The sequence below is a fragment of the Thiocapsa bogorovii genome (genome assembly GCF_021228795.1).
GTDB classification, from domain to species: Bacteria; Pseudomonadota; Gammaproteobacteria; order Chromatiales; family Chromatiaceae; genus Thiocapsa; species Thiocapsa bogorovii.
The window spans coordinates 1,137,297-1,163,169 of the sequence record NZ_CP089309.1 but is presented as its reverse complement, the minus strand read 5'-3'; the positions used below and the strand labels follow the sequence as shown (position 1 = coordinate 1,163,169).

The following is a 25,873-nucleotide window of genomic DNA, read 5'->3' as shown; positions in this document are numbered from 1 at the left end:
ACAGGAGTGTCGTCATGCTCGGTTTTTACCCTCGCGTCTCCTTGGGTTTTGTCGCGGGGCTGTTCGCCGCCTGCTTGTCGGCGGTTTGGCCGACGGCGAGCGAAGCGGCCGAAGGCGGCGAGCGCAGCATCCTCCTGACCCCCGGCATGGACTATTTCGGCGGGGATTACGAGACCCTGAAAGAGGTCGATCTGGAAACCTGTCGCGACGCCTGTCTCGACGACACCCGCTGCCGTGCCTTCACCTTCAATAGCAAGGCCGGGTGGTGTTTCCTCAAAGAGTCCGCCTCCGACGCGCGTCCCTTCCCGGATGCCGTTTCAGGTCGTGTCCGGATCGGCCAGGCGAGCCTGCCGCCCGAGGACCTTGCCGCGACCCGCGGTGCGGAGCTGCGTTTCCTCCCGCGCAGCGAGCCGGAGGCCGCCCGAACGCTGGCGGCGCGCATTGCCGAGACGACACCCCGCAATCAAACAGCCGACTCTATGGCCGCCGAGGCCCGGCGGGCTGCCGCCAATAACCCGGAACGCGCCGCGGACCTCTACGCTGCGGCCCTTCGCCTCGCTCCCGAGGAGCGCGTCCTCTGGCTCGAGCTCGCCCGCACGGCGATGGCGGCCTCGCCCTCCGATTGGCAGGCGAAGCAAACCTTCAAGCGGGACGCCACCGCGGCGGCTGTCAACGCCTACTGGCGATCTGCAGCGGTCGCCGAGCGTGCCGATGCCCTGGTGGTCCTCTCGCGTACCCTCGCCGAGCGCGACGACTGGCGCCCTGCGATCCGCGCCCTACGCGCCTCGCTCGCGCTGGTCGAAGACGCCTCCGTTCGCGCCGAATACAACCGTCTGATCGGCGAGCACGGTTTCCGCGTCACCGGGCACGAGGTCGACTCGGACGCCGCGAGCCCCCGCATCTGTCTCCAATTCAGCGACCCTCTGGCCCGCGACCGCGGCCAGCTTGCCGACTTCGTGCGGGTGACCGACCGCACCGATCTGCCGATCGAGGTCGAGGCCCGCCAGATCTGTATCGACGGTGTCGAGCACGGCGCGCGCTACCGTATCCAGGTTCGCGCCGGGCTCCCGGCATCCGACGGGGAGACCCTCGCCAAGGCGTCGGATCTCGATATCTTCGTGCGTGACCGCGCGCCCATGGTCCGCTTCCTCGGGCGCGCCTATGTCCTGCCTGCAGGCGGCGATCCGGCCATCCCGGTCGTCTCGGTGAACACGGATCGGATCGACGCGGCGGTCTACCGCATCGGCGACCGTGCCCTCGGCTCTGCGGTGGCGAGCGGGCGGTTCCGCCAGCAGCTCTCGACCTGGGACGCGAACCGGATCGCCGATCGCTCGGGGGAGGCGATCTGGAGCGGCTACATCGAGGTCAAACCCCCGGTTGAGAGCAGGCTCAATCGCGAGGTGACCACCTCGGTACCGGTCGGCGAGCTGGTCAAGGACCTGCGTCCGGGCGTCTACGCCATGACCGCCCAAGCGCACAACGCGGCGCAAGAGCCCGAGGCGCTCGCGACCCAGTGGTTCCTGGTCTCGGACCTGGGGCTTGCGAGCTTCTCGGGCAACGACGGTCTGCATGCTTTGGTGCGCTCGCTCTCGAGCGCCGATGCGGTCGCCGGCACGAAGTTGCGCCTGGTCGCGCTCAACGACGACATCCTCGGCGAGGCGACCACCGACGCCGACGGCCATGCCCGCTTCGAGCCCGGCCTGCTGCGCGGGACCGGCGGGAATGCGCCCGCCGTCTTGGTCGCCGAGGGTCCCGACGGCGACTATGGCTTTCTCGTCCTCACCCAGACCCCTTTCGATCTGAGCGATCGGGGCGTGACGGGTCGTCCCGCGCCCGGGCCGCTCGATGTCTATCTGGTGACCGAGCGCGGCGCCTACCGCCCCGGCGAGACCGTTGAGCTCACCGCCCTGGTGCGCGATGCCAAGGCCGACGCCGTCCCGGATCTGCCGATTACCGTCATCTTCAAACGCCCCGACGGGGTCGAGCATGGTCGTGTCCTCGTCCAAGACCAGGGCCTCGGCGGCTATCGGGCGACGCTGGACCTGAGCCGCGCCGCCATGCGCGGCACCTGGCGCGCGGCGACCTACAGCGACCCCAAGGCACCGCCCTTGGCCGAGGTGACCTTCCTGGTCGAGGACTTCGAGCCCGAGCGTCTCGCCTTCGAGCTGGAGAGCCCGGTGAAGACCCTGGATCCCGAGGACCTGCCCGAGATCGCACTGGATGCACGCTTCCTCTTCGGTGCACCCGCCGCGGGTGTCGCCGTCGAGGGCGAGGTGCAGGTCAAGCCCGCACAGGGCCTCGCCGCGTTTCCCGGGTTCCGATTCGGCCTGGCGAGCGAGCCGGTCGAGCCGGTCGGCCAACCTCTCGCCACCACCCGCACCGACGACCAAGGCAAGGCCGAGATCGCACTGCAACTGCCCGATCTGCCGCCGACCAGCCGACCGCTCGAAGCGGATCTGCACGTGCGTCTCATCGAAGGCAGCGGGCGCCCGGTCGAGCGCAGCCTGACCCTGCCGATCGTGACCCGCGCGCCCCGCATCGGTGTGAAGCCCCTGTTCGAGGACGCGGTGGAGGAGGGCGGCAACGCCGGTTTCGAGATCATCCTGATCGATTCTGCCAACGATCCGAACGGCCAGCGCCAACCGACCGAAGGGTTACGCTGGACACTCTCGCGCCTGACCACCGACTTTCAATGGTACGAGTCCGACGGGAGCTGGAAATACGAGCCAATCGTCTCGACCCAACGCGTCGCCTCCGGCACCCTGGAGTCGGGTCAGATCGACGCCGCGACCGGTGCCGCGCGCATCGAGGCTCGGGTGGAGTGGGGTGGCTATCGTCTGAGTGTCGAAGGTCCGGACGGAACGGCTCTGCCCGTGGATCTGGAATTCGAGGCCGGCTGGTATGTCGCCCCGCGCGCCGTCGACACCCCGGATCTGCTCAAGGTCTCGCTCGATCGGGCCGAGTATCGGGTCGGCGAGACGCTCAAGGCGCGCATCGAGCCGCGCTTCCCCGGTGTGGCCCTGGTGATGGTCATCGACGACCGGCTGATCGAGATGCGCACTGTGGAGGTCCCCGAAGAAGGTGCGATAGTGGAACTCCCCGTCACGCGCGCCTGGGGGCCGGGCGCCTATGTCACCGCCACGCTGTATCGGTCGATGGATCTGGAGGCCCGGCGCATGCCAGGTCGCGCGATCGGTCTGACCTGGGCCGGGGTCGATCCGGGGGATCGGCGGCTCGATGTGGGACTCGGCGTGGATTCCGCCGTCGTGATCCGCCCGCGCCAACGGCTCGAGTTCCCGATCCAGGTCGCCAACGCTCCGGCCGGCGAGCCGGTCTACGTGACCCTCGCCGCAGTCGATCTCGGGATCCTGAATCTCACACGCTATGAATCTCCCGCACCGGATCGCTGGTATTTCGGCCAGCGGCGTCTCGGCATGGAGGTCCGTGACCTCTACGGCCAGCTCATCGACCGCATGCAGGGCGTGGCCGGCGTGGTCCGCTCCGGCGGCGACGGCGCCATGATCCGGCTCGAAGGCCCGCCGCCCACCGAGGAGCTGGTCGCCTTCCAATCCGAGATCATCCGTCTCGACGCCCAAGGCCGGGCCAACGTCGCCTTCGACATCCCGGACTTCAACGGCACACTGCGGGTCATGGCGATGGCCTGGTCCGAGCAAGGCGTCGGCCATGCAGTCGAGGATCTGCTGGTGCGCGATCCGGTCGTGATGATGGCGAGCTTGCCGCGCTTCCTCGCACCCGAAGACAGCTCGCGCCTCTTGCTCGAGCTGACGCACGTCGATGGACCGGCGGGCGATGTCACCCTGACGGTTGCGACCGAAGGCGGGCATGTCCGCATTCCCGCCGACCAGGCCGAACGGATCCTGACCTTGGCGCAGGGCGGACGCACTGCCGTGCAGATCCCCATCGAGGCGGTCTCGGTCGGCGACGAGACCCTGAGCCTGGTCCTGCGCACGCCCGACGGCCAGGCGTTGAGTAAGACCCTGGGGATCCCGGTCCGCTCCAACGCCCCGGCCGTCTCGCGCAACTCGGTCGTGGATCTGGCACCTGGTGGCGAGCTGCGGCTGCACGACTCGGCCTGGTCCGAGATGCTGCCCGGCACCGGAGAGCTCTCGGTCTCCATTACAGGCGCGGGACCGTTGGATGTCGCCGGCCTCGTCACGGGCCTGGATCGCTACCCCTACGGCTGCACCGAGCAGCTCACCAGCCGCGCATTGCCCATGCTTTATCTCAACGCGGTCGCAACCACCATCGGGCTCGGGACCCACGCCGAGATCCGCGAGCGGGTTCGCGAGGCGATCGGCGAGGTGTTGGCCAACCAGGCGTCGAACGGGAGCTTCGGGCTCTGGGGTACGGGCGGCGACGACGGCTGGCTCGACGCCTATGTCGCGGACTTCCTGACCCGTGCGCGCGAGCGAGGCTACAGCGTTCCGGATCGCGCCTTCGACATGGCGCTGGACAACCTGCGCAACCGACTGGCCTATGTGCCGGACTTCACGAGCGGCGGCGAAGACATCGCCTACGCCCTCTACGTCCTCGCCCGCAACGGTCGCGCCGCCATCGGCGACCTGCGCTATTACGCCGAGACCAAGCTCGACGCCTTCTCCACACCCATGGCTAAGGCCCAGCTCGGTGCGGGGCTGGCCCTCATGGGCGACCGCCCGCGTGCCGACAGGGTCTTCCGTGCCGCAGTCGATATGCTGGAGGAGGGCGACGACGAGGGCGCCTGGCGCGCCGACTTCGGCTCCAAGCTACGCGACGGCGCCGCCGTTCTGACCCTGGCCGCCGAAAGCGCAACCGGCGCGGTCGACCTACAGGCCCTCGCCCGACGGCTGGAGCAGGGCTGGGTCAACGCGAACGACACCAGCACCCAGGACGACGCCTGGCTGCTGCTCGCCGCCTACGCCCTCATGCAGGGCGCCGACAAACCGCAGCTGACACTCGCGGGCGAATCCTGGAGCGGTCCCTGGTTCAGCCGACTCGGGGCCGACACTGCAGTCGCGTTGCCCCTGATCGTCGGCAACGCGGGCCAACGTCCGCTGCAGGCCCTGGTCAGCATCGGCGGCATCCCTCTGACACCCGAGCCCGCCGGCGGCGACGGCTATCGGATCGAGCGTGCCTACTACGACCTGGACGGCCGCCGCATCGACCCCTCCGCCGTCACCCAAGGCGATCGCATGGTCGCCGTCATCACCGTCAGCGCAGACGAGCAGCGCCAAGCCCGACTCATCGTCGACGACCCGCTCCCCGCAGGCTTCGAGATCGACAACCCCAGTCTCATCAAGGCCGGCGACATCGCCGACATCGCCTGGCTGGGCCTCGAAGAAACCGCCGAGCATCTCGAGTTCCGCGCCGACCGCTTCGTCGCCGCCGTCGACCGAGGCCCGAAGGCCCCGACCCGCTTCCAGCTCGCCTACCGGCTGCGCGCCGTCTCGCCGGGCGTATTCGCCCACCCCGCCGCGACGGTCGAGGATATGTACCGCCCGCAACGGCGGGCTTGGACGGACACGGGAAGGGTAGAGGTTATGCTGCCGGTGCGCTGAGTGGGAGAGGCGCCTTTGAGCAACACGCCGGCCCGTAGGGTGGACGAGCGATAGCGAAGTCCACCGAACAGACCGCGACCTGGCCGGGTTTATGAGCAAGTGCTCCAGGGTTCTCGTTCGCCATTGCGGCCATGGTGGCACGCGGCGCAGAGCGCCACGGGGCATGCGTGACACCGCGGAGCGGATGTCACGAGCCCCTCGAGGTCTGGGTGGCCGGACTCAAGAGCAAGGCCGATCGCCCCGTCCAACGCCCTGAGGATACGCTTGCGGATCGTCCGTCCGACGGCCACTTGCCGCGGTTGGGTAAACGAGCCGCACCGGACAGATCCCAACGCGATGCCGGGGTCGGTCGCGATGCGGCCGTCGGACGTCGTGGCCAGGCAGCACAGGCTTCTGACTCCAGCGATTCCACACCGAGGATCGTCAAGCACGTTGCGACGCGATGGCTTCCAGGCGCTGTACGATCGGGTCGACGTGCTTCGCGGCCAGTTGCTCATCGATCGGGTGGCCGGAGAGGGCCGACTTCACCAGGTCCGTGACGTAGGGGACCGTTCCGATCACCTCGTCGCTCAAGTCACCGAGCAGGTCCATCATTCGATCTGACATCTCTAGCGAGTCTTGATCATCATGCCGAAATGGACGCCTGTCGGCGACCCGAGCGGGTTCACCCGTCCGACAAGGCCGATCTCCCGGCCAACGCCGCCATCGATGCAGCGCGCGCCGAACGCATGACGGACCGCGTCCCCCGCGGCGTCTCCCGTGCAGTGGGTCGGTACCACGTAGGCGACGTCGAAGGCCTGCAGCGCGCGAATCGCCCGGTCGATCCCCGAGGCGTCCGAGTACATCAGGTGAAACCCGCCGATGGCCCAATTGATCTTCTTCCCCAAAAGGCGCGAGGCCTGCTCGACGATCCGCTCCATTCCGGGATGCGCACAGCCGCTGATAGCTGCCGTGACCCCATCGTCCTCGATGACCATCGCGTGCTCGGGAGGGTCGCTGTCGAGTATGCCGGTTGAAAAGACGCTGGGCGCAAGCTCCGCAGGATCCGCCCCGACGACAACCAACTCGCCGCAGAGGCCATGAAGATCCTTGAGCAGATGCTTCGAGAAACCCTCGTGGACGACGACGGTCGCCTGCGGATTCATCTCCAAGACGGAGTCCAGACCGCCCATATGGTCCCAATGCGGATGTGAGAGGAAGATTAGATCGACTGATTCCGGGGCGCTGTCGTCGACTTGGCTAAACTTTAGTGCCCGATGAACCCGCTACACATTGATGCTTGGCCATCTCCGGCAAATAATCGGCCTACAGCGCCCGAGGGTGTGCGCGATGTGCCAACCGCGGCCATTCGAATGCCTCGCGCCGGCACCGGTGCGTTGTCCGAGGGTCTCGGTTGATTCATGCGTGCCGCACGAGATGCTTTCGAGCGTGACCACGCTTCGATTGGCGTATAACGGTGCCTCGCATCGACCGAACAGAAGGAAAACCCGTGGTCTCAGGAGCATCCGATCCCCGCAATCCGTCCCTCTCGGTGATGGCGTTGGTCCCGTTTTTCCTCATCACCTTCGGGCTGTCGTGGGGGATTCTGGCACTGTTCATCTTCCTGCCGCAGCCCATGACGACGATCTTCGGGGCGCTGACCGGCCAGCACCCGCTGTTCTTCCTGGCGGTTTATGCCCCGGCGATCGCAGCCTTTATCCTCGTCACGCGTAAGGGTGGCCTTGCGGGACTGAAGCGTTTTCTCGCCCGTTTTCTGCTGTGGCGCACATCCTTTGGCTGGTACGGTTTCCTTCTAGTCGGCATTCCGCTGGTCTTCTATGCCGGTGCCGCCGTGCAGGGTAGGCCCTTGACGGGCGCCTTGTCGTTCGATTCGCCGGGCGCACTCTCCACGGCGATCTTGCTCATGGCCGTGAAGGGGCCGGTCGAGGAATTCGGCTGGCGGGGGTTGGCGCTGCCGCTCCTGCAGCGCAAGCTCGCCCCGCTCTGGGCCGCGCTGATCCTCGGGGTGATTTGGGGGTTGTGGCACCTGCCGGCGTTCCTCTTGAGCGGCACACCGCAAGGGGACTGGTCGTTCGCACCCTTCTTCTTGGGGGCGGTGGCCATCAGCGTCATCGTGACGCCGATGTTCAATGCATCGGCCGGCAGCATCCTCCTGCCGGCCGTGTTTCACTTCCAACTGATCAACCCCGTTTGGCCGGAAGCGCAACCCTACGACACGGTCTTCCTCCTTGCGGTTGCGGTCCTCGTGGTCTGGGTTCACCGCAAGGAGATGCTGTGTCGGGATGCGGCCGTGACCGAGGTGATCCCCGATGCGCGCGGCGCAGAGGCGCTTCGGTCGCTCGGGTGATCGCGAGCGACGGATTCCGGTTCACCTGAGGGTGCGGTCCAGGCTGCCGAAAGGCCGACGAGCGGGCAACGCTTCGCTCACCTGCCCGGTATCGGAGGTTGGGAGGGCCTGTCGGGAGGGAAGGTTTGCATGGCCGGTCTTACCCGCAATGCCGGCATGAGCGAGTTCGAGCAGAAGATGCCCCCTTTGACTTCGCCATCCATCCAGTCGCGAACCCGTCGGATGTCGAGGCTCGGGCAGGACCGGTATCGCTGGATCGGAATCCGGTTCGCGGTCTTGCTGCTGCCCTCGGGTCCCTCGACGGTATTGGTCGTATCAGCGGTACCGATCGCGTTCAGCGTCCTGCCCGAGCATGTACAAAGCTGGGAGGCGGCTGCTGCCTTCATCGGGAGCGATGATCTGCCGCCGGCCCGCGTCGACATTCATCTCGGTCATCAGCCACGCGCCCGCTGGTTCGTCGCGGCGCCGCTCGGCCGCGACCTCGTCCCGCAGCTTGCCTCGTCGGGGCCGATCCTGAGCCTGAATGTCGCCAACTCGGCAATGCCATCAAATACGGCGGTCCGGGGCGCGTGCGCCTGGGCCTGTCGAGCACGCCCGAGCGGCTGGAGCTGGAGGTCGTGGACCAGGGGCAGGGCATCGCGCCGTCGGATGCCGAGCGCATCTTCGAGCAGTTCTGGCGCGAGCCGCAGCACGCCCACATCCCCGGATGGGGCTTGGGGCTCTGGGCGAGTCGAAGCGCCGTAGAGTCGCTCGGCAGCAGCATGGAGTACATCCCTCAGCGTCCGCAGGGTGCCGGGTTTCGGGTCCTGGTGACGCGTCCTCGCGGGTCCGATTCGCACGCCTTGGCTTAACGGGGGATTCATGTCGCGGCAGCCCGATGCACCTGAACCGATTGATCCGAAAGAGAGCAGTTGACGCTCGTCGCGGGCAGTTTCCGGCCCACGGGAGGGTACACAAGGCGGGTGATTCGGCGGTTACGCCGGGGCCGGCAGCACGACGGCGCGCCGTGCGCGGCTCCAGCCCGACAGACGCAGGGTCGTCTCGTCCCCTTGCCAGCCTTGACCGGCATCGCACCACTCGGCATCGCGCATCAGGCGCTCGACGGTCTGCTTGACCTTGGAGGTCATGCGCAGCTTGAACAGATAGGGGATCCCCTCCTGCTCGGCCCGCGCCATGTTGGCTTGGGTGCCCCAGTCGCGGTCGCCGCGAATGCACACGAGGTTGCGGCGCACCGAGTCCTCGCTCACCACCGCCTCCATGCCCAGCAGGGCGGCGTTGATGGTGTCGCCGCGCAGGGCACTGATGTGGGCATAGCGCTGATGCCCGGACAGCACCGCCAGGATGGCGGTACCCAGAACGTCGCGCGTGCTCGGGGCGTTCGGGCTGGTCAGCTTCAGCGGGCAGCTCTCGACCCAGGCATCGAAGCGCCCGCCCAGGCGCAAAAACTCGGTGAAGAACGGCAGCTGCCCCAGCGGGGTGACCGCCGCCTGCGCATCCCACTCGACGTGGACGCGGCCGCCAAAGGTGTCCACCGCCACCGGGCCGGCATGCGGCACCAGCGCGGTGGTTTCGGGTTCACCCTGCGGGTGAGGGATCGGATTGCTCATCGGGACCTCCTTGCGCCGATATTTCAGCCGCTTGGATCACTCGAGGCAAGTTTTAACTGCTCGATCTCTGATCGCTCAATCGCGTAGGGTGTGGTGAGGAACGAACCGCACCTTGCCACGACCGGACCGTGCATCGGTGCGGTTCGTACCTCACCACCACACCCTACATTGACTCGTTTGCACGGCGGCACCCGACCGGACCGTGTCTCGGTGCGGTTCGTTCCTCACCACACCCTACATCGCTGCCTTGGCGATCCGTCGTTGTCTCGCAGGGACCACGGAGAGCAGGTCACCCTGGCCTGTCCACGAGGTACCCATTGATAATCAGCTATGCCAGGGACGTCTATCATCGATTGGTCCGACCGCCGACACCTGGTTACCCTAGAGTGTCGCTGACCCTTCGCGCATGCCAGCCGAGCGTGTGTGTGTTCTTCTATCAGCCGGACGAGTTGTCATGATGGAACGCTTGTATCCTGTCTTGCCGTTTTTGCGCTGGTTCCCCATGACTCGGTCGAGCCTGCGGGACGACTTGATCGCCGGCATCACGGTTGCTCTGGTGCTGCTGCCGCAATCGATGGCCTATGCACAGCTGGCGGGGTTGCCCGTCGTGTACGGACTCTATGCCTCCTTTGTTCCCGTCATCATCGCGTCGATGTGGGGCTCGTCGAGTCAATTGCACACCGGCCCCGTCGCGATGCTCTCGCTGATGTCCGCAGCGGCGATCATCCCTTTCGCGACGCCGGGGAGCGCGAGCTTCATCGAGCTCTCGATCATGCTGGCCTTGATGGTCGGCGTGCTGCGACTCGCACTCGGCCTGTTCAAGCTGGGAGCCATCGTCAACCTGCTGTCGAGCCCCGTGGTGGTGGGGTTCACGAACGCGGCGGCGCTGATCATCGGGCTCTCGCAGCTGAGCAAGGTCATCGGCGTGCCGTTTCCTCGCTCGGATTTCTATCTCGCGGATCTCTGGCGCGTCGTGGAGCAGATCGGGGAGACGCACTGGCCGACATTGATGTTCGCACTTGCGGCCTTTGTTCTGATTACCGCACTCAAACGGGTCTCTCCTCGCCTCCCCGGCGTCTTGATCGCGGTGCTCGCAACGACCGCCGTGTCTGCGCTGATCGGCTTCGAGCACAAGTCGACCGTCGGGATCGAGCAGATCCAAGACGTGCGGACGGTGGAGACGATCGAGGCTTACAGCCAGACCGAGTTGCGGATCAAAGCGCTCACCGCTTTGATCGCGGAGCGCAGCCGCGAGGCCGCTCGCCTCGAGGAGGAGGGCGGGATGGACGCCATCAAGCGCGCCGCGGAGTTGTCGGCGTCGGTCCGTCTCTTCCATTACGAGCTGGATCAGGCGCGGTCACACAACAACGCGCGTCGCATCGCCCTGCACGCGATCCGCTTGGAAGGCTCGCCGATTCCGGACGGGCCGATGCTCCTCTTCGCCAAAGGCCAAGTCCCCGAGGGATTGGCGCGCGACGGTCGGATCTGGCATTTCGTCGAGACCCACGACGCGGAGGTGACGCTCTCCTCGGGCGGGGCCGTGGTCGGGGCGATCCCCGAAGGGCTGCCGCAGTTCGCCGTGCCCGAGGTGCACTGGGATCTGGTCCTCGCGCTGCTTCCGGCGGCGATCGTGATGGCCCTGATCGGTTTCATGGAGGCAACCTCGATCTCCAAGGCCATCGCCACCACGACAGGCGAGCGGATCAACGCCAGCAAGGAGCTTGTCGGACAGGGGCTGGCCAACATCGTCGGTAGCTTCTTCAGCTCCTACACGGTCAGCGGATCCTTCTCGCGATCCGCCGTCGCGGCCAAGACGGGCGCCAAGACCGGCCTCTTCGCCGTGATCAGCGCGCTGGCTGTGATGGTCGTCCTGCTCTTCTTCACATCCTACCTCTACAGCCTGCCGCAGTCGGTGTTGGCGGTCATCGTGATGATGGCCGTCTTCGGTCTCATTCGAGTCGCGCCGCTGGTTCACGCCTGGAAGGTCGACCGTGGCGGCGCGATCGTCGGGATCGTCACCTTTCTGGCGACCCTTGCAATGGCCCCGGCGATCGCCAACGGGATTCTCCTCGGCATCGTTCTGACCGTGCTGCTCTATCTGATCAAGAGTATGCGTCCGCGCGCCGAGATCGTCGCGCGCAAACCCGATGGAACGCTCGGGGGCATCAAGGCGCACAATCTCGCGCCGGTCAGCGAAACGGTGGTGCCGGTCCGCTTCGACGGCTCGCTGACCTTCTCCACCGTCGCTTATTTCGAGGACATCGTACTGGAGGCCATTGCCGAGTTTCCGAAGACCAAGGTGATCCTGATCATCGGCAGCGGAATCAACGAGATCGACGCGTCGGGAGAGGAAAAGGTCAACGAAGTTGCAAAACAGCTGCGGGACGCCGGTATCGGGCTCTACTTCAGCGGGCTGAAGCATCAGGTGATGTCGGTCTTCGAGAAAACCGGCATTGTCGAGGGGGTCGGACGGGATCACTTCTTCCCGAACAAGGAGCATGCGCTGAAGGTCTTGCTCGAGAGATATGAGAACCCCTCGGAACCGCAAAGCAAGTGACTCCCGGCAGCGAGACGATTGGCGCCATCGGGCAATAGCCGAAAGGCACCATGGCGCTCGTTCCGACGAGTCGGATGCCGTGCATCGGGCCTGAGGGGCCGACGAGGCCCGCAAGAAGGCCAGCGGATGGCGGCTCCCTAACGGCGCCGGGTGACGGCCGCTAGGCGTCCTGGAACACGCCCCGCGCCGCGCCCGGATGCGTTGTAACTTGGTGCCGTTGAACCTCTACGACGCCCCGATGTGCCTTGCCGGACATCGCGCAGGACGCACGGCAGGGGCCGCTCTAATGCGGGATCCAGGCTCATCGCGACGTCGCTACGGTCTTGTCTCGAGCCATCCTCAGGCCCTGATTCGATGGTCCCCGTAAATCCTCTTTGCCGACTCAGCGCGCCGAGCTAGGCGGCCTGTACCCGGACGCCCCCGAGTCGGGCGGATCGTCCCCCGCTCGCACCGAGACACCGCTCCAACCGAATCGCGTGGACTGCCGATGGGCATGAGGCAAGGTCCTCAACACCCCGGGCACCTCACCGCGCAACTCTTGAGCCCGCTCCGGACCCGGCATCGCCGGGTCCATCGGGGTCGGATAGAACGTGCTCGGCCCCCAGGCAACCAGCAATGGGGACGCGGCGAGCAGCGGCACCGCCAGGGCGGTGCGGAGTCCCACTCGTAATACTGGGTTCATCGATTGCAATCGCTTCATGATCGAGTCCTCGGTTCCGAATACACCGCCGACGACGATGCGAATGGTTTAGGAGACCGCATCGCCTCGCACAACCGAGAAGGTTGCGGGGCCGTCGCGCTCGATTCAAGCTCGCTTTTTACTGCGACTGCCGTCGTCATTTCCGAATCAATGACTGCTCGCCTATGGTTTGCACGAGAAAAAACAATATAAGGTCGGGAGTAAATGCCCATACGCTCTATCTGAGCCGCTCGGCGATTTCCCGATACACGACAGAGGACCGAAACCTTGGAAGCATTGCTGGAATTCTTCACCCGATTCTTGACGCAATTTCAATCGCCAACCCTGGCGTTCCTGATCGGCGGCATTTTGATCGCCGCGCTTGGCACGAAGCTCGAAATCCCGGATGCCATCTACAAGTTCGTGGTCTTCATGCTGCTGATGCGCGTCGGGCTCGACGGCGGTATGTCGATCCGCGAGGCAAACCTCGCCGACATGTTGCTGCCGGCCTTTTTTGCGATCCTGATCGGCATCGTCATCGTCCTGATCGGCCGCTTCACCCTGGCGCTCCTGCCGAGCGTCCGGACCGAAGACGGCATCGCCACAGCGGGCCTGTTCGGAGCCGTGAGCGGCTCGACCCTGGCAGCGGCCATCGTCGTGATGGAGAGCGAGGGCATCTCCTATGAGCATTGGGCGCCAGCGCTGTATCCCTTTATGGATATCCCCGCACTGGTGATGGCAATCGTGCTCGCGAACCTCTACTTGCGGCACAGAGACGGAACCTCGGAGAAGGTGAGGATCTGGCCGATCGTCAAAGAGAGCCTGCAGGGCTCGGCGCTGTCCGCACTGTTGCTCGGTATCGCTATCGGCCTCTTTACCCAACCCGAGAAGGTCTTTGAAGGCTTCTACGATCCCTTGTTCAAGGGTCTGCTCTCGGTGCTGATGCTGGTGATGGGCATGGAAGCCTATACCCGGCTCAATGAGCTGCGCCGTGTCGCACACTGGTATGCGGTCTATGCCTTGATCGCGCCGCTGGTGCATGGCCTGATCGCGTTCGGGCTTGGCTACATCGCCCATATCTTGACAGGGTTCAGTCCCGGCGGCGTGGTGCTGCTGGCCGTGATCGCCGGCTCCAGCTCGGACATCTCGGGGCCGCCGACCTTGAGGGCCGGCATCCCGACGGCGAACCCGTCTGCCTACGTCGGCGCCTCGACGAGTATCGGCACGCCGGTTGCCATCGCCATCGGGATACCGCTTTACATCGGTCTCGCCCAGGCGGTATTCGGAATCTAAACGTCCCGGCGCAGGCCCGCCGGCGGTGGGCCATCAAGCGCTAAGCAGTTCGTGCCGCCGTGATGCTGCACGAGCTGTCATCCCCTGAACCAACGCCAAAAAGCGACTAGAGGTCATCCGTCATGGCACAGCAAGCGACCAAGCTCGTGGTTATCACCGAAAAGGTGCTCCTGAGAGACATTTCTAAGATTCTCGAGGCGAGCGCCGCGACCGGCTACACGGTCATGGCTGCCGGCGGCAAGGGCAGCCGCAACACGCGATCTTCCGGTCAACCGGCCGTCTCCGACACCTTCTCCAACGTCAAGCTCGAGATCATCACCGCGAACGAAGGGGTCGCGCGCGAGATCGCCGCCAAGATCGCCGAGAAATACTTCGATAACTTCTCCGGCATCGCGTATCTCGACGAGATCGAGGTCCTCTACGCACACAAGCTCTAATCACCGCGTCTCGGCGCGCACGTCGGCGGAGGCAAGGACGCCTCCCAACCCTTGGACCGATCTTGACGTTTGGCTGATCGCAGTCTCTCTCAAATCGAACCCCGAGTGATTCCGCGAAGCCGACGACTTGCGTCGTCCGCCTAAGTGCCGCGGGGACCGGTGACCCCGGTCCTTTACTTGCGACTAGTGGAGTGCGTTGGCCGGCCACCTTTCCATGTGTCTGCGCATCACATCCTTGACCGCATCCGGTACGTTTTGGAAGGCCGCTTGCCGCATGCCGTCGGCAAGGAAACCCGGCATGTCGTAAGGCAGCCGCCGGCTCATTTTCTCGAAGGTTCGCTCCATGAGCTCTGGGTCGAGCGAGCGGGTTGCGGCAATGCCGGTGTTGAGGTTGATCACGCGCCAAGGACGCCAGGCGTCACCACGGTTCTCGTCCAGTTGTAATCTCATCGATGCTGCATCGATGACCTCCTCCATAAGGCCGCACAAGGATCGAAGATCGTCGGGCGCGCTCGTGGCGTTCACGATGATGCCGAAGCCGTCGGCGGTCCCCTCCAAATTGTCGATGGTCGCGCCGCGGCGGGCGACCCATACCCCCATCGAGGCAAACATGCGCGCGACCGTCTCTCTCCTGTCCATGATCTCAACCTTCCGCACCAGGAAGGCGAGACGGTCAAGCAAATCCAATCCGTAGGCACAGAATTCCTGCAGTTGTTCCTGTTCGAGATGCGCCGCTCCGCTTTCCAAGGCCCCGGCGATCGGGAAGAAGTCCGCCAGGGCCCGCGCCAGATCGATCGGACCGGATTGGTCCTCCATGATCGACTGGGCTTCCTCGGTCCGGGCGAGCACCGCCTGCGTGACATCCAACGCGAGGTCGGAGATGACATCGTTCGCGATCACAAGGGGTTTCATCGACAAGAGGGATCACCTGCTGGATAAAATGGACGAAAAATGCAGTGTCTGCAGCCCGTTGGGATGCAGCATTATCCTAAATTCGGCATTTGATCGGCCCTTGGATTGCGTCCCGCGCGGTGTCCGGCAAGGCGGCATCGTGGTTCTACAACAACGCGCTGCAACGCAGTCTGGCGCCGCGCGGGGCGTGCTACAGGGTTCGTAGCAGCCGTCACCCCGCGGGTGGGGCGTCAGATCTCCAAGATCGTCACTTCTTCAGACCCGAGTATGGGCCACCGGTCAACTGCCGCATCTAGGGTTATCACCTGAGGTCCGGAAATCGGGATGACTGGGCGTTCCTTCAACCGGGATGCGTGCCTAAGTGCCGATGATAAAACTGGTGCGCGGGCAACAGCGCGGCCCTGTTGATCTGAACCATGACGGCGAGCTTACGGACGAAGATAAAAACGGCTGGCGCTATCACCAGAAACTTTCCTATGAAACCAAGTTGAAGAATAAGCACAAGTACACCGGAATTTATGCCGATACCTACTACTGGGATTGATACAAAGCGTCGTGCTCCAGTCCCGCGTAAACACTGGACTGCGGCATATCGCTAAATCAGTGTCGTCAAGAACAGCGATTTCGGTCGCTGTTCTTGTGTGCGTTACAGGTCCGAATGAAGCCGGACATGGCGGCTCACTGATGTGGTTCGGAGTCCATACAGCCGGAGCGCCATAGATGATCAACGCAATGCTCGGCTCAGTGTCCGGCGATGGTCACATATCCGCCATTGCCATTCGGAGAGTCAACGGCAGTTCTAAGTCGGGAAGAGACTGCCGCGATGCCGCGCAGGCCGCATTGCATTGACAACGAGCGGCATCGTCGCGGTTCGTCCAAGACCCAACTGTCGCGGCAGTCTAGATTCCCAAAGGATGGTTCGGAGCGAATTCTTCGACGAGCCCTTTGAACACCTCGAAGCCGGGGTGAACCACCTTCGGATCTTCCGGCTGGGTTGCATAGACGACGATGGTCATATCCAAGTCGGAGTTGTAACCCAAGGCGCCGGTATAGCCGTTAAAGTTCGGATTATGAAAGTACCAACCGTTGGAGACTACAAAACCGGTGGCGAAATAGGGGCCTGTAGGAGGAGCCCCGTCGGGTCGCTTGGTCAGTTGCACAAAGGCTGCTGGAGTCAGCAAACGTCCCTGTCCAAAGGCCGGTCCCCACTTTCCCTGGTCGCCCAACGTGGAGTAAAGGGGACCTGAGTCGCTTGCCCACGATGGGTTCCAAAACGTCGAGTCCTCATAGACCGCTCGGTCCGAGCTAAACGCATGCAAAACCGGGGCGGGCAATTCCGGAGTTGTCTGGTAGCCCGTCCGAGTCAGACCTAATGGGTCTAGCACCTCGGTTTGATACAGTTCCTCAATTGACCGGCCCGTGGCCTTCTCGAGAACCTCTCGAAGGAGAATAAACTCCGTATGCGAGTAAGCTTGAGCTGTCCCTGGCTCAAAGTTGAGCTCGTTTCCGCCCACCGAAATCGCGATGAGCTCTTCTCGAGTGAAGGTTCGAAAAGGGGCCTCGGTCACCTGCTTTTGAAAGCCCTCGTCTCGAACAAAGTCTTTGTATCCTGCCGTATTGTTGGCGAGCATCCCGACAGTCACTTTGTCTGCTGCCAATAGATCGGGGAGCCACGTTGAGATCTTATCGTCCAAAGCGATCTCTTCCCGTTCCACCACTCTCATCAACATGGTTCCGAAGAAGAGTTGGGAAACACCACCGATCCTTACCGTCATCTCCGTGGTGGCCGGCACACCTGCCATAGATTCACCCAATGCGACTTGACTTATGTTGCGGTCCCCTATCCAGATGCCTGCGATCACAGCGTGAGCATCAGTTTCCTTTCTCAGTCTCTGGACAGCCCGCTCAAAGGAGTTGGCGTCAATGGTTGGTATCGAATCGCCTTGCGCCCTCGCGCGCGAGACGTCACCGTAATCGGAAAGAATAAGTGCCGATACCAGGCCAAGACATAACAGCAATCTGTCGTTTCGCATCTTTGCTTTCCCCATCACGTGGTAAATCCCTGGCGTTTGGCTCGAGGCATGCCGATTGGCGGGAAGGGCAAGGGCGGCCCGCGCAGGTTGGTGTGAGCAACTCCGAACCCCGGCTCCTGCCGGATCCGATGAAACGTATTCTCGAGGCCCGCTTTTCCGAGGTGCCGGCCGTTCTCAAGCAGATCGTGAAACTGGCCCGAATGATGCCCTGGGATGTGCGCCAGGGGTCGTAGCGGCCGTCACGCGGCGGGTGAGGCCGTCTCAGATGCCCAAGATCGTCAACCGCTTCACACTCGCGCGTGGGGCACGACGCGGTCAACTGCCGGATCCAGGGTCACGCAATCTCGTCGATCGGCGCGGCCTCGGTTCCCTGATCCAAACCGCTCCAGGGCGTGACGTCCTTGCGATAGCGGCGCATCACCAGATTCGCAATCAAGCCCGTCCAGCCGGTTTGGTGCGCGGCACCGAGACCCTCGCCGGTTTCGCCGTGGAAATACTCGTAGAAGCTCAGCAGATCGCGCCAGTGGACGTCGTCGTGGAGGTGTCCCTCGCGCACCAGGGCCGGGGGCGGAGTGCCGTTCGGCGGGCGGTAGAGATCGACCAAGCGCTCGGCGATCAAGGTGGCGATCTCTGCAAGGTTGAGCCGTTGGCCTTGCTTGCAGGCAACCGGGACCTGAAAGTCGGGCCCGAGAAAGCGGTGGTACTTCTCCAGCGCATGCACGAGCGAGTAGTTGGTCGGCAGCCAGATCGGGCCGCGCCAGTTGGAGTTGCCGCCGAAGAGGGGCGAGTTGGACTCGCCGGGGACGTATTCCATCAGCGCCTCGCCGATGCCGGGGATGCGCCCCAGGTGGGTCTGGGTCGCGTGGATCCGGCTGACGCTGCGGATTCCGAAGGGCGAGAGGAACTGCTCCTCGTCGAGCAGGCGCTCCAGGATCCGCGGCAGCATGGTGTGATCGACCAAAGCGAGCAGGTGCTCTCCTCGGTCGTTCTCCCAGTCCGGGCAGAGACAGACGGTGCTGCCCCGGAAGAGTCCGCCTTTGTGGGCGCTCAGTAGGTCGGCGAAGCGGGGGGCGTTGGCGAGGAGGCGCCGGTCGACGATCTCGGTGGCGAAGAGCGGGATGAGGCCGACCCAGGAATAGACCTCGATGCGGTGACCGACCCCGTCGGGGGTCACCAGAAGATCCATGAAGAAGCCTTTCTCCTCGTCCCAGAGCGAGGGCATCCCGGTCTCCGGGTTGCCGGCGATTGCCTCGCCGATGGCGAGGAATTGTTTGTAGCAGTGGATCGCCATCGCCTCGTAGTTGCGGTCCTTGGCGCAGAGCTCGAGCGCGATGACGGTCATGTCCAGACTGAACATGGCCATCCAGCCGGTCGCATCGGCCTGTTTGAGACTGTGACCGGGCGGGAGCGGGTGCGAGCGGTCGTAGACGGAGATATTGTCGAGCCCGAGGAAGCCACCTTCGAAGAGGTTGTGCCCGTCGGCGTCCTTGCGGTTGATCCACCAGGCCAGATTGAGCAGCAGTTTGTGGAAGACGCGTTGCAGAAAGTCCAGATCGCCCGTGCCGCGCTGGACCCGCTCGGCGCGGAACACCTTGAGCGCGCCTTGGGCATGGACCGGCGGATTGGCGTCGTCGAAACCCCACTCGTACGCCGGGATCTGGCCGTTCGGGTGCAGATAGCGATCCGAGAGCATCAACTCGATCTGATGCTTGGCGAAATCGACATCCAGCAGGGCCAACGCCGGGCAGTGATAGGCGAGATCCCAGGCCGCGAACCAGGGGTACTCCCAGGCGTCGGGCATAGAGATGATGTCGTGCGCCTTGAGATGGCGCCAATGGCGGTTGCGGCCCTGCCGGCGGGATTCCGGCGGCGGGAGCTGATCGCCGTCGAGCCAGCGCTCGACGTCGTAGTGATAGAACTGCTGGGTCCAGACCATGCCGGCGAGGGCCTGGCGGAGGATGCGGTGGTCCGTCGCGCCGGCCTCGGGCAAGAGGTCGTCGTAGAAGACGGTGGTCTCCGACTGGCGGACGGAGAGCGTGCGCTCGCTGCGCGCGAAGGGGGCGTCGAGCGGCTCGGCGCTGAGCACCAGATCGACCATGGCGTGCTGGTCCGGACCGACGGTCCAATGGCTCCAGGCCGCGCACTTGGTGCCTGTCAACGCCGGATTGACGGCTGCCTTCTCGCCCTGGACCACGCGACGGTGGAAGGCATCCTTGACGTAGGGCGAGGGGTTGGGGGTGCCCCAGAGCAGCGCGGCGTTGGAGTCGTTCTCGGTGAAGAGCAGCTCCGCGGGATGGCTGCCGTAGAGGTGATAGGTGCCGAGCGTCGGGTGCTGCGCCTCGACCGTCCAGGCGGCGCCGTCCGGGGCGGTTGTCGCCTGAAGCACAGGAGGCTGCACATCGTCGCCCCACGACCAGATGTTGCGGAACCACAGGGTCGGCAAGAGATGGATTTCGGCGGCGTCCGGACCGCGGTTCTTCAGGTAGATGCGGATATGGATCTCGCGCGGCCCGGCCTTGGAATAGAAGACATCGACGTCCCAATAGCGCTGTGCGTCGAAGCAGCCGGTGTCGGTGAGTTGGAAGGGCGGATCCTCGCGCGAGCGTCGGGCGTTCTCCTCGACCAGTGCACCGTAGGGGAAAGGCGCCTGCGGGTATTTGTAGAGATAGCGCAGGTAGCTCGCGGTGGGCAGTGCGTCGAGATAGAAATAGCACTCCTTCACGTCCTCGCCGCGATTACCCTGGTGTCCGGTCAGCCCGAAGGCGCGTTCCTTCAGGTTTGGATCGCGTCCGTTCCAGAGTGCCAAGGCGAAGCAGAGTCGCTGCTCGCGGTCGCAGATGCCGCCGAGCCCGTCCTCGCTCCAACGATAGGCGCGCGAGCGGGCCTGGTCGTGGGTGAAATACTCCCAGGCGGTGCCGTCCGGGCTATAGTCCTCGCGGACTGTACCCCAAGCGCGCTCGGCGAGATATGGCCCCCAGAGGCGCCAGTCGGCGCTTCTGCTGCGCGCGGCTTCCAAGCGTTCGCGTTCGGCGTTGTTCGGCGCTTCGCTCACGTGGATCTCCTGCGGTTGCGGTTCACGCCGGGCCGAGGCGCATGCGTTCCAGCCGTGTCCAGGCATCCAGGATACAGGCGACCGACCAGGCTTGCGCCGGACAGCCGCGCGGGTGGTGCGGCGCGTCACCGTCGAAGATCTCGCTGACGGTGCCGAGTCCGGCCTCTCGAAGGTGATCGGCGATCGGGGCGAGCCGTGCTTGCGCCGCCGCGGCATCACCGGTCACCCGGTATTCCGCGAGGGCATAGTGCCCCAGCAGCCAGGCCCAGACCGTGCCCTGATGGTAAGCCCCATCGCGACTCCGGACATCCCCTTCATAACGACCCCGATAATCGGGGTCTTCTCGCGCCAATGTGCGCAGGCCGAGGGGGCAGAGGAGATGACGCGCGCAGACCTCGACCACAGAGGCTTGGGCGGGCGCGTCGAGCGGCGAGTGTGACAGGCTGACCGCGAAGATTTGATTCGGGCGAATCCGCGCGCCCTCGCCATCGGGGCTGTCCGGACCGTCGAGGAGATCATAGAGACCCGCGCCGTCCGGGCGCACGAAACGGGCAAAACCCGCCCGCGTTCGATCCGCAGCGCTGCGGTAGCGCAGCGGATCGCGCCCCAGACGCTCGGCAAAGTCTGCCAACACCCGCAGTCCGTGATACCAGAGTGCATTGATCTCCACCGGTTTGCCGATCCGCGGGGTCACCACCCAATCCCCGACCTTCGCATCCATCCAGGTAAGCTGCACACCCGGCTCGCCTGCGCGGATCAGGCCATCCGCCGGGTCCATGCTGATTCCGTAGCGGGTCCCGTCGCGGTAGTGCGCGACGATCGACTCCAGGATCGGGAAGGCGCCTGCGAGCGCATCCAGATCATCCGATGCCTCGATGTAGGCGCGCCAGGCGTCGATGTACCAGAGTGCGGCATCGACGGTGTTGTACACAGGCGTTTCTCCGGCACCGGGGAAGCGGTTCGGCAGCATGCCGCGGTCGACGAATCCGGCGAAGGTCTCCAGGATGCGTTTGGCGATCTCGGTTCGACCGGTCGCGAGGGTGAGTCCGGGCAGGGCGATCATGGAGTCGCGACCCCAGTCGCCGAACCAGGGGTAGCCGGCGATCACGGACATGCCTTTGGTCTGCGGTTGCCGAGCGGGCAGGGCGCCGATCGGCCGCTCGATCAGGAAGCTGTCGGCGGCGAGGATGAGCTGCTCGATCCAGGCGGGGATGTCCGGGATCTCCTTGTGATGGGTCCGCGCGGTCCGAACGAGCACGCGATCCCGCTGCCTGAAACGCTCCAATGCCTGCTCGGGATCCGGCACGGCGTCGCTCTTGGCTTCGGGCGCGACCGTCGCGAACACACCGCACCACCCGATCGTGCTCAGGGACAGCTCGGCGAAACCGACGCGCAACAGGTCTTGCTGATCCGGTAGCCCGCGTTCGCGCTCGATCGGCAAGGCGAAGCGTTCGATCCATGCGCGGTCGATCCGCAGGCTTCCGCCGACGGCGATCAGGGCGATGTCGTGTCCGTCGGTGCATCGCGCCGTCAAGTGCGCGTCGCCGTCGAGGGTCACGATCGGCTCGAAGTCGCCCTTGTGCCCGACCTGATGATGGTCGTGATCGGCGAGCAGCAGGGCGACGCGCAGACTCGGCACGGCGCCTGGGCGAGAACTCAGGAGCCGATAGACCGACCAGGCGCTGTCCTCGCCCGGCGGCATCCAGATGCGCTGCTCGACTGAGAGATCACCGCAGGCCCAGTGCCACACCGGCATGCGCCCGTCGAGCCGGAAGGAATCGATCAGCCCATGCCCGGCCGGATCGATGCAACCGTCGGCCCAGCGGTTCGTGAAGAGCGGCCAGTGTTGCTCCCCGTCGATCAGGGTCGCGTCCAGCTTGGCGACCTGCAGGCGACGCCCGAGCGGCGGATCGATCGTTGCGGTCAGGAGTCCATGGTAGCCGCGGGTCAGGCTGCCGGCGACCGCGCCCGCGGCATAGCCGCCGCGGCCGTTGGCCATCCACCATTCGTGGCGCTCGGCGAGGCTCAGGTCGGCTGAGGGTTTGGTCATAGCGGACGCTCGGTTGGTCGGGAGGGTTGCAAATCTGACACGCCAGTCCACAATTGCGAGAATGATCCCGCGCCGTCTTGCGACACCTCTCAATCACCGACTCCGCCAGTTCCCGGCTGTCGCCTTGCTTGGTCCTCGCCAGGTCGGGAAGACGACCCTGGCGGTGTCGTGCCGTGCGGCCGACGATGCACTCTATCTGGATCTGGAGAATCCGGCCGATCTCCTCTTGGTGCGCCGCCTTCCCCCCTATCTCGCGAACGCCAAGAAGCGCCTCGTCAAATCGCCGAAGGTGTACGTGCGCGACAGCGGGCTCGTCCACACGTTGTTGCGATTGGACACGCTCGACGACCTGCTCGGACACCCGGTCGCCGGCATGAGCTGGAAGGGGTTCGTCGTCGAAACCCTGTTGAGGGCCGCACCCGAGCGAGCTTCTACCGAACCGCGACGGGTGTTGAAATGGACCTGGTGCTCGAGCTGCTGGGCAACCGCCTATGGGCCATCGAGATCAAACGCGGCCTCGCGCCCAAGACCGAGGCGGGCACCTAACCGCGCTCGACGACCTTAAACCCGACCGTGCCTTTCTGGTCTACTCCGGTGATGAATGCTACCCGAAAGGTGGCGGAATCGAGGCGATCGGGTTACGGCAATTGGCGCAAGAGCTGGCAATGCTTGACGCGGCGTGAGGCGCGATGGTTATTCGGTGTTGCCGAGCATCGCGCTCAACACCCGGAGGCTTTCAATCCCGGCCAACCCGCGTAGCCCGCGTGGGTCAAAGATGTAGTGCTCGGAGCGCGTCAGAATCGACGATGTGCAGATGCATCCGATCGTCGTCTTGGTCACATGCGGCGGCAAAGGCATCTCCGATCCCGCCTGCATCATTGGTGGAGAGTCCATCCAAGCCGATCACCAGCCTGAACCGATTCATGCGTGCGTCATCGCGGTCGATCCGTCCCGAGAGGGTCCAGGTGTGGATGTTGCGATTCACGTCGTCGACCGACACCCCGTCGACCAGAGAGATCAGCAGTCGCCCGCCGATCGCGATCCGCCGAACCCTACCTCCGCACGGTAGCGGCGGACCCTCTCGCATTTCGACCCGCTCGAAGACCGCGTCCGGGCAAGTGCACCCGAGCGTCTCGCGAACGAATCGCTCGAGCTCCGCACTAGCCGGACCCGGGCCATCAGGGACGGAGGTAGACATAGCCCTGGGATTGCAGCTCCCCGATACGCGTCACCCCTCCCTGACTCACCTCGACGAATCCGGGCAGCAGTTCGTCGAGCTCCATATTGAACCCTTTCAGCGTGTTGCCGCACATCTCAAAGGCGACGCCCTGCTCCTGTAGCGACGCTACGCTGGAGCTCACCCTTTCGGTCGCCTCGATCTCGTTCAACGCGTTGATCGCCGGCCCATGCACGACCAGAACCATGTTGATGTTCTCCGGTCCGCCGACCCCGTCGATATGATTCTGCATGTTGTTGAGCACGAAAGCCGCGCGATCCGGCTCCGAGAGGTGGTAGACGACATTGAGCTTGTCCGCCGCAACAGCAGCAGACGAGATGCCGATCAATGCAACCAGCAAGGCAACAATCCGGAAAGTCTTCATCATGTAATCCTCCTCTGTATCATCGTTATATGAGTCGTGACGGCCAAGTCTCTCTTTTTTCACGTCACCACTCGATCAGGGCCAAGTCGTCTTTCCTTTTTCTCCTGTTCACCTCGATCGCGTCAACGCCGTCTCCTCAGAGATCTCGAAGCGTCCGCTTATCCACTCAACCGTAAAGCACACCCCGAGACGCGATCGAGCTTTAGAGCTCCTGCGACGCAAAATCCGCCAATCGCGAGCGCTCGCCACGCAACAGCGTGATGTGCCCGCTGTGCGGCCATTGCTTGAACCGGTCCACCACATACGTCAGGCCGGACGTGGTCTCGGTCAAGTACGGCGTATCGATCTGGCTGATGTTGCCGAGACAGACGAACTTGGTGCCTGGACCGGAGCGGGTGATGAGTGTCTTCATCTGCTTTGCGGTGAGGTTCTGGGCCTCGTCCAGGATGATGTATTTGTTCAGGAAGGTGCGCCCGCGCATGAAGTTGAGCGAGGAGATGCGGATCCGGTTGCGGATCAGGTCATTGGTCGCCGCGCGACCCCATTCCCCGCCCTCGGGTTTGGTGAGCACCTCGAGGTTGTCCATGAGCGCGCCCATCCAGGGCGTCATCTTCTCTTCCTCCGTGCCGGGCAGGAAGCCGATGTCCTCGCCGACCGGGACCGTCACCCGGGTCATGATGATCTCGCGATAGAGGTTGCGGTCCAGCACCTGGGCGAGACCCGCCGCCAGCGCAAGGAGCGTCTTGCCGGTTCCCGCGGCCCCGAGCAGGGTGACGAAATCCAGGTCCGGATCCAACAGCATGTTGAGCGCGAAGTTCTGCTCGCGGTTGCGTGCGGTGATACCCCAGACGCCTCGGCGGGGCACGCGATAGTCGTCGACCAGCTCGATAACGGCCTCGGTCTCGGTGCGCTTCTCACGGACGATGGCCTCGAAGGCAGGGTCCTCGCCCAGGTAGAGACATTCGGCGGGATACCAGTCCGCGATGTCCGGACCCGAGACGCGATAGAGCGTGCGGCCCTCCTCCTTCCAGGCATCGAGCGACTTCTCGTGGTGCTCCCAGAAATCCTCGGGGAGCCCCTCCATGCCCGTGTAGAGCAGGTTGACGTCGTCGAGGACCTGATCGTTGGAATAGTCCTCCGCCGGGATGCCGAGGACCGCCGCCTTGATGCGAAGGTTGATGTCTTTCGAAACGATGATGACCTGTCGATCGGTCCGTAGCTTGCTCAGCGCCTGGGCGGTGCCCAGGATGTTGTTGTCCGCACCGTTGCCCGGCAGCGAGGCCGGCAACTTCAGGTCGAGCAATTCGGTCTGGAAGAAAAGGCGTCCGGTGGCCGGGTGCGCGATGCCGCCACCGGCCGAGACCGGGCCGATCAGCAGGCCCGCGTCGATCTCCTCCTTGTCCGCGTCGGACATCAGCTGATCGAGAAACCGACTGACCTGGCGGACGTTGCGCGCCACCTCGGACAAGCCCTTCTTCCCGTGATCGAGCTCTTCGAGAACGATCATGGGCAGGAAGATGTCGTGCTCTTGGAAGCGAAAGATGGCCGTGGGGTCGTGCATCAGCACGTTGGTGTCGAGAACGAAGAGGCAGGTCTTGTCGTTTTCGCGTTTGATCATGGGTATCGGCTACCGGAGCGCCGCGCCGAAGCATTCGGCAGCAGCGATCGATCGGGTGGGGGAGGGGCTTGGCGTCTCTCGGCAGGGGTGCCCGGCATCGGTCGGGGCCGCGGGACGACGCGTGAGTCG

At 64.5% G+C, this 25,873-nt stretch carries 17 protein-coding genes and 1 pseudogene; 8 read left to right on the top strand and 10 right to left on the bottom strand.

The genetic code is table 11. The annotated features are described in order from the left end of the window. Positions 1-14: 14 nt before the first annotated feature. Positions 15-5,558, top strand: coding sequence for an alpha-2-macroglobulin family protein (locus LT988_RS05250; RefSeq protein WP_232409175.1), 5,544 nt, complete (start codon positions 15-17; stop codon positions 5,556-5,558). 423 nt (positions 5,559-5,981) lie between these two features. On the opposite strand, the gene LT988_RS05245 is transcribed toward LT988_RS05250, so the two are convergent. Beyond that, entirely contained in the window at positions 5,982-6,152 is a 171-nt protein-coding gene (locus LT988_RS05245; protein WP_232409174.1) for a hypothetical protein, read from the bottom strand. Between the two features lie 14 nt (positions 6,153-6,166). Next, positions 6,167-6,772, bottom strand: a pseudogene (locus tag LT988_RS05240) (MBL fold metallo-hydrolase); the annotation flags it as partial. A gap of 275 nt (positions 6,773-7,047) precedes the next feature. Here LT988_RS05240 and LT988_RS05235 point away from each other — a divergent pair. After that, positions 7,048-7,905, top strand: a complete 858-nt coding sequence (locus tag LT988_RS05235) for a type II CAAX endopeptidase family protein (RefSeq protein WP_232409172.1) — start codon at positions 7,048-7,050, stop codon at positions 7,903-7,905. A gap of 449 nt (positions 7,906-8,354) precedes the next feature. Beyond that, entirely contained in the window at positions 8,355-8,756 is a 402-nt protein-coding gene (locus LT988_RS05230) for a sensor histidine kinase (RefSeq protein ID WP_332460577.1), read from the top strand. A gap of 123 nt (positions 8,757-8,879) precedes the next feature. On the opposite strand, the gene LT988_RS05225 is transcribed toward LT988_RS05230, so the two are convergent. Continuing rightward, complete coding sequence (locus tag LT988_RS05225; RefSeq protein WP_232409170.1) at positions 8,880-9,512, bottom strand: hypothetical protein; 633 nt, start codon at positions 9,510-9,512, stop codon at positions 8,880-8,882. 454 nt (positions 9,513-9,966) lie between these two features. On the opposite strand from LT988_RS05225, the gene LT988_RS05220 reads away from it, so the two are divergent. The 3 genes from LT988_RS05220 (at position 9,967) to LT988_RS05210 (ending at position 14,478) form a co-directional block, all read left to right on the top strand. After that, positions 9,967-12,069: a SulP family inorganic anion transporter gene (locus LT988_RS05220; RefSeq protein WP_232409169.1), complete on the top strand. Its 2,103-nt coding sequence runs from the start codon at positions 9,967-9,969 to the stop codon at positions 12,067-12,069. Between the two features lie 967 nt (positions 12,070-13,036). After that, on the top strand, positions 13,037-14,041 hold the full coding sequence (locus tag LT988_RS05215; RefSeq protein WP_232409168.1) for a sodium-dependent bicarbonate transport family permease: 1,005 nt from the start codon (positions 13,037-13,039) through the stop codon (positions 14,039-14,041). 122 nt (positions 14,042-14,163) lie between these two features. Further along, entirely contained in the window at positions 14,164-14,478 is a 315-nt protein-coding gene (locus LT988_RS05210; RefSeq protein ID WP_232409167.1) for a P-II family nitrogen regulator, read from the top strand. Between the two features lie 183 nt (positions 14,479-14,661). Here LT988_RS05210 and LT988_RS05205 read toward each other — a convergent pair whose 3' ends face one another. Then, positions 14,662-15,327: a hypothetical protein gene (locus LT988_RS05205; protein ID WP_232409166.1), complete on the bottom strand. Its 666-nt coding sequence runs from the start codon at positions 15,325-15,327 to the stop codon at positions 14,662-14,664. A gap of 424 nt (positions 15,328-15,751) precedes the next feature. Between LT988_RS05205 and LT988_RS05200 the strand changes: the two genes are divergently transcribed. Beyond that, positions 15,752-15,934, top strand: coding sequence for a hypothetical protein (locus LT988_RS05200; protein WP_232409165.1), 183 nt, complete (start codon positions 15,752-15,754; stop codon positions 15,932-15,934). A gap of 355 nt (positions 15,935-16,289) precedes the next feature. Here the strand turns inward: LT988_RS05200 and LT988_RS05195 are convergent, their stop codons facing one another. From LT988_RS05195 to LT988_RS05185, 3 genes are all read right to left on the bottom strand, one after another. Further along, on the bottom strand, positions 16,290-17,438 hold the full coding sequence (locus LT988_RS05195) for a serine hydrolase domain-containing protein (RefSeq protein WP_232409164.1): 1,149 nt from the start codon (positions 17,436-17,438) through the stop codon (positions 16,290-16,292). Positions 17,439-17,757: 319 nt separating this feature from the next. Then, the gene (locus tag LT988_RS05190; RefSeq protein WP_232409163.1) at positions 17,758-20,475 is read right to left on the bottom strand and encodes an MGH1-like glycoside hydrolase domain-containing protein; all 2,718 of its coding nucleotides are present in this window, start codon (positions 20,473-20,475) and stop codon (positions 17,758-17,760) included. Positions 20,476-20,497: 22 nt separating this feature from the next. Further along, the gene (locus LT988_RS05185) at positions 20,498-22,525 is read right to left on the bottom strand and encodes an amylo-alpha-1,6-glucosidase (protein ID WP_232409162.1); all 2,028 of its coding nucleotides are present in this window, start codon (positions 22,523-22,525) and stop codon (positions 20,498-20,500) included. A 61-nt stretch (positions 22,526-22,586) separates the two neighbouring features. Between LT988_RS05185 and LT988_RS05180 the strand changes: the two genes are divergently transcribed. Further along, the gene (locus tag LT988_RS05180; RefSeq protein WP_408648047.1) at positions 22,587-23,090 is read left to right on the top strand and encodes a DUF4143 domain-containing protein; all 504 of its coding nucleotides are present in this window, start codon (positions 22,587-22,589) and stop codon (positions 23,088-23,090) included. 204 nt (positions 23,091-23,294) lie between these two features. On the opposite strand, the gene LT988_RS05175 is transcribed toward LT988_RS05180, so the two are convergent. From LT988_RS05175 to LT988_RS05165, 3 genes are all read right to left on the bottom strand, one after another. After that, a complete protein-coding gene (locus LT988_RS05175; protein ID WP_232409160.1) occupies positions 23,295-23,612 on the bottom strand; it encodes a hypothetical protein in 318 nt (105 codons plus the stop codon). A gap of 91 nt (positions 23,613-23,703) precedes the next feature. Continuing rightward, positions 23,704-24,129: a DsrE family protein gene (locus tag LT988_RS05170; protein WP_232409159.1), complete on the bottom strand. Its 426-nt coding sequence runs from the start codon at positions 24,127-24,129 to the stop codon at positions 23,704-23,706. Between the two features lie 199 nt (positions 24,130-24,328). Beyond that, the gene (locus tag LT988_RS05165) at positions 24,329-25,744 is read right to left on the bottom strand and encodes a PhoH family protein (protein WP_232409158.1); all 1,416 of its coding nucleotides are present in this window, start codon (positions 25,742-25,744) and stop codon (positions 24,329-24,331) included. Positions 25,745-25,873: the final 129 nt, after the last annotated feature.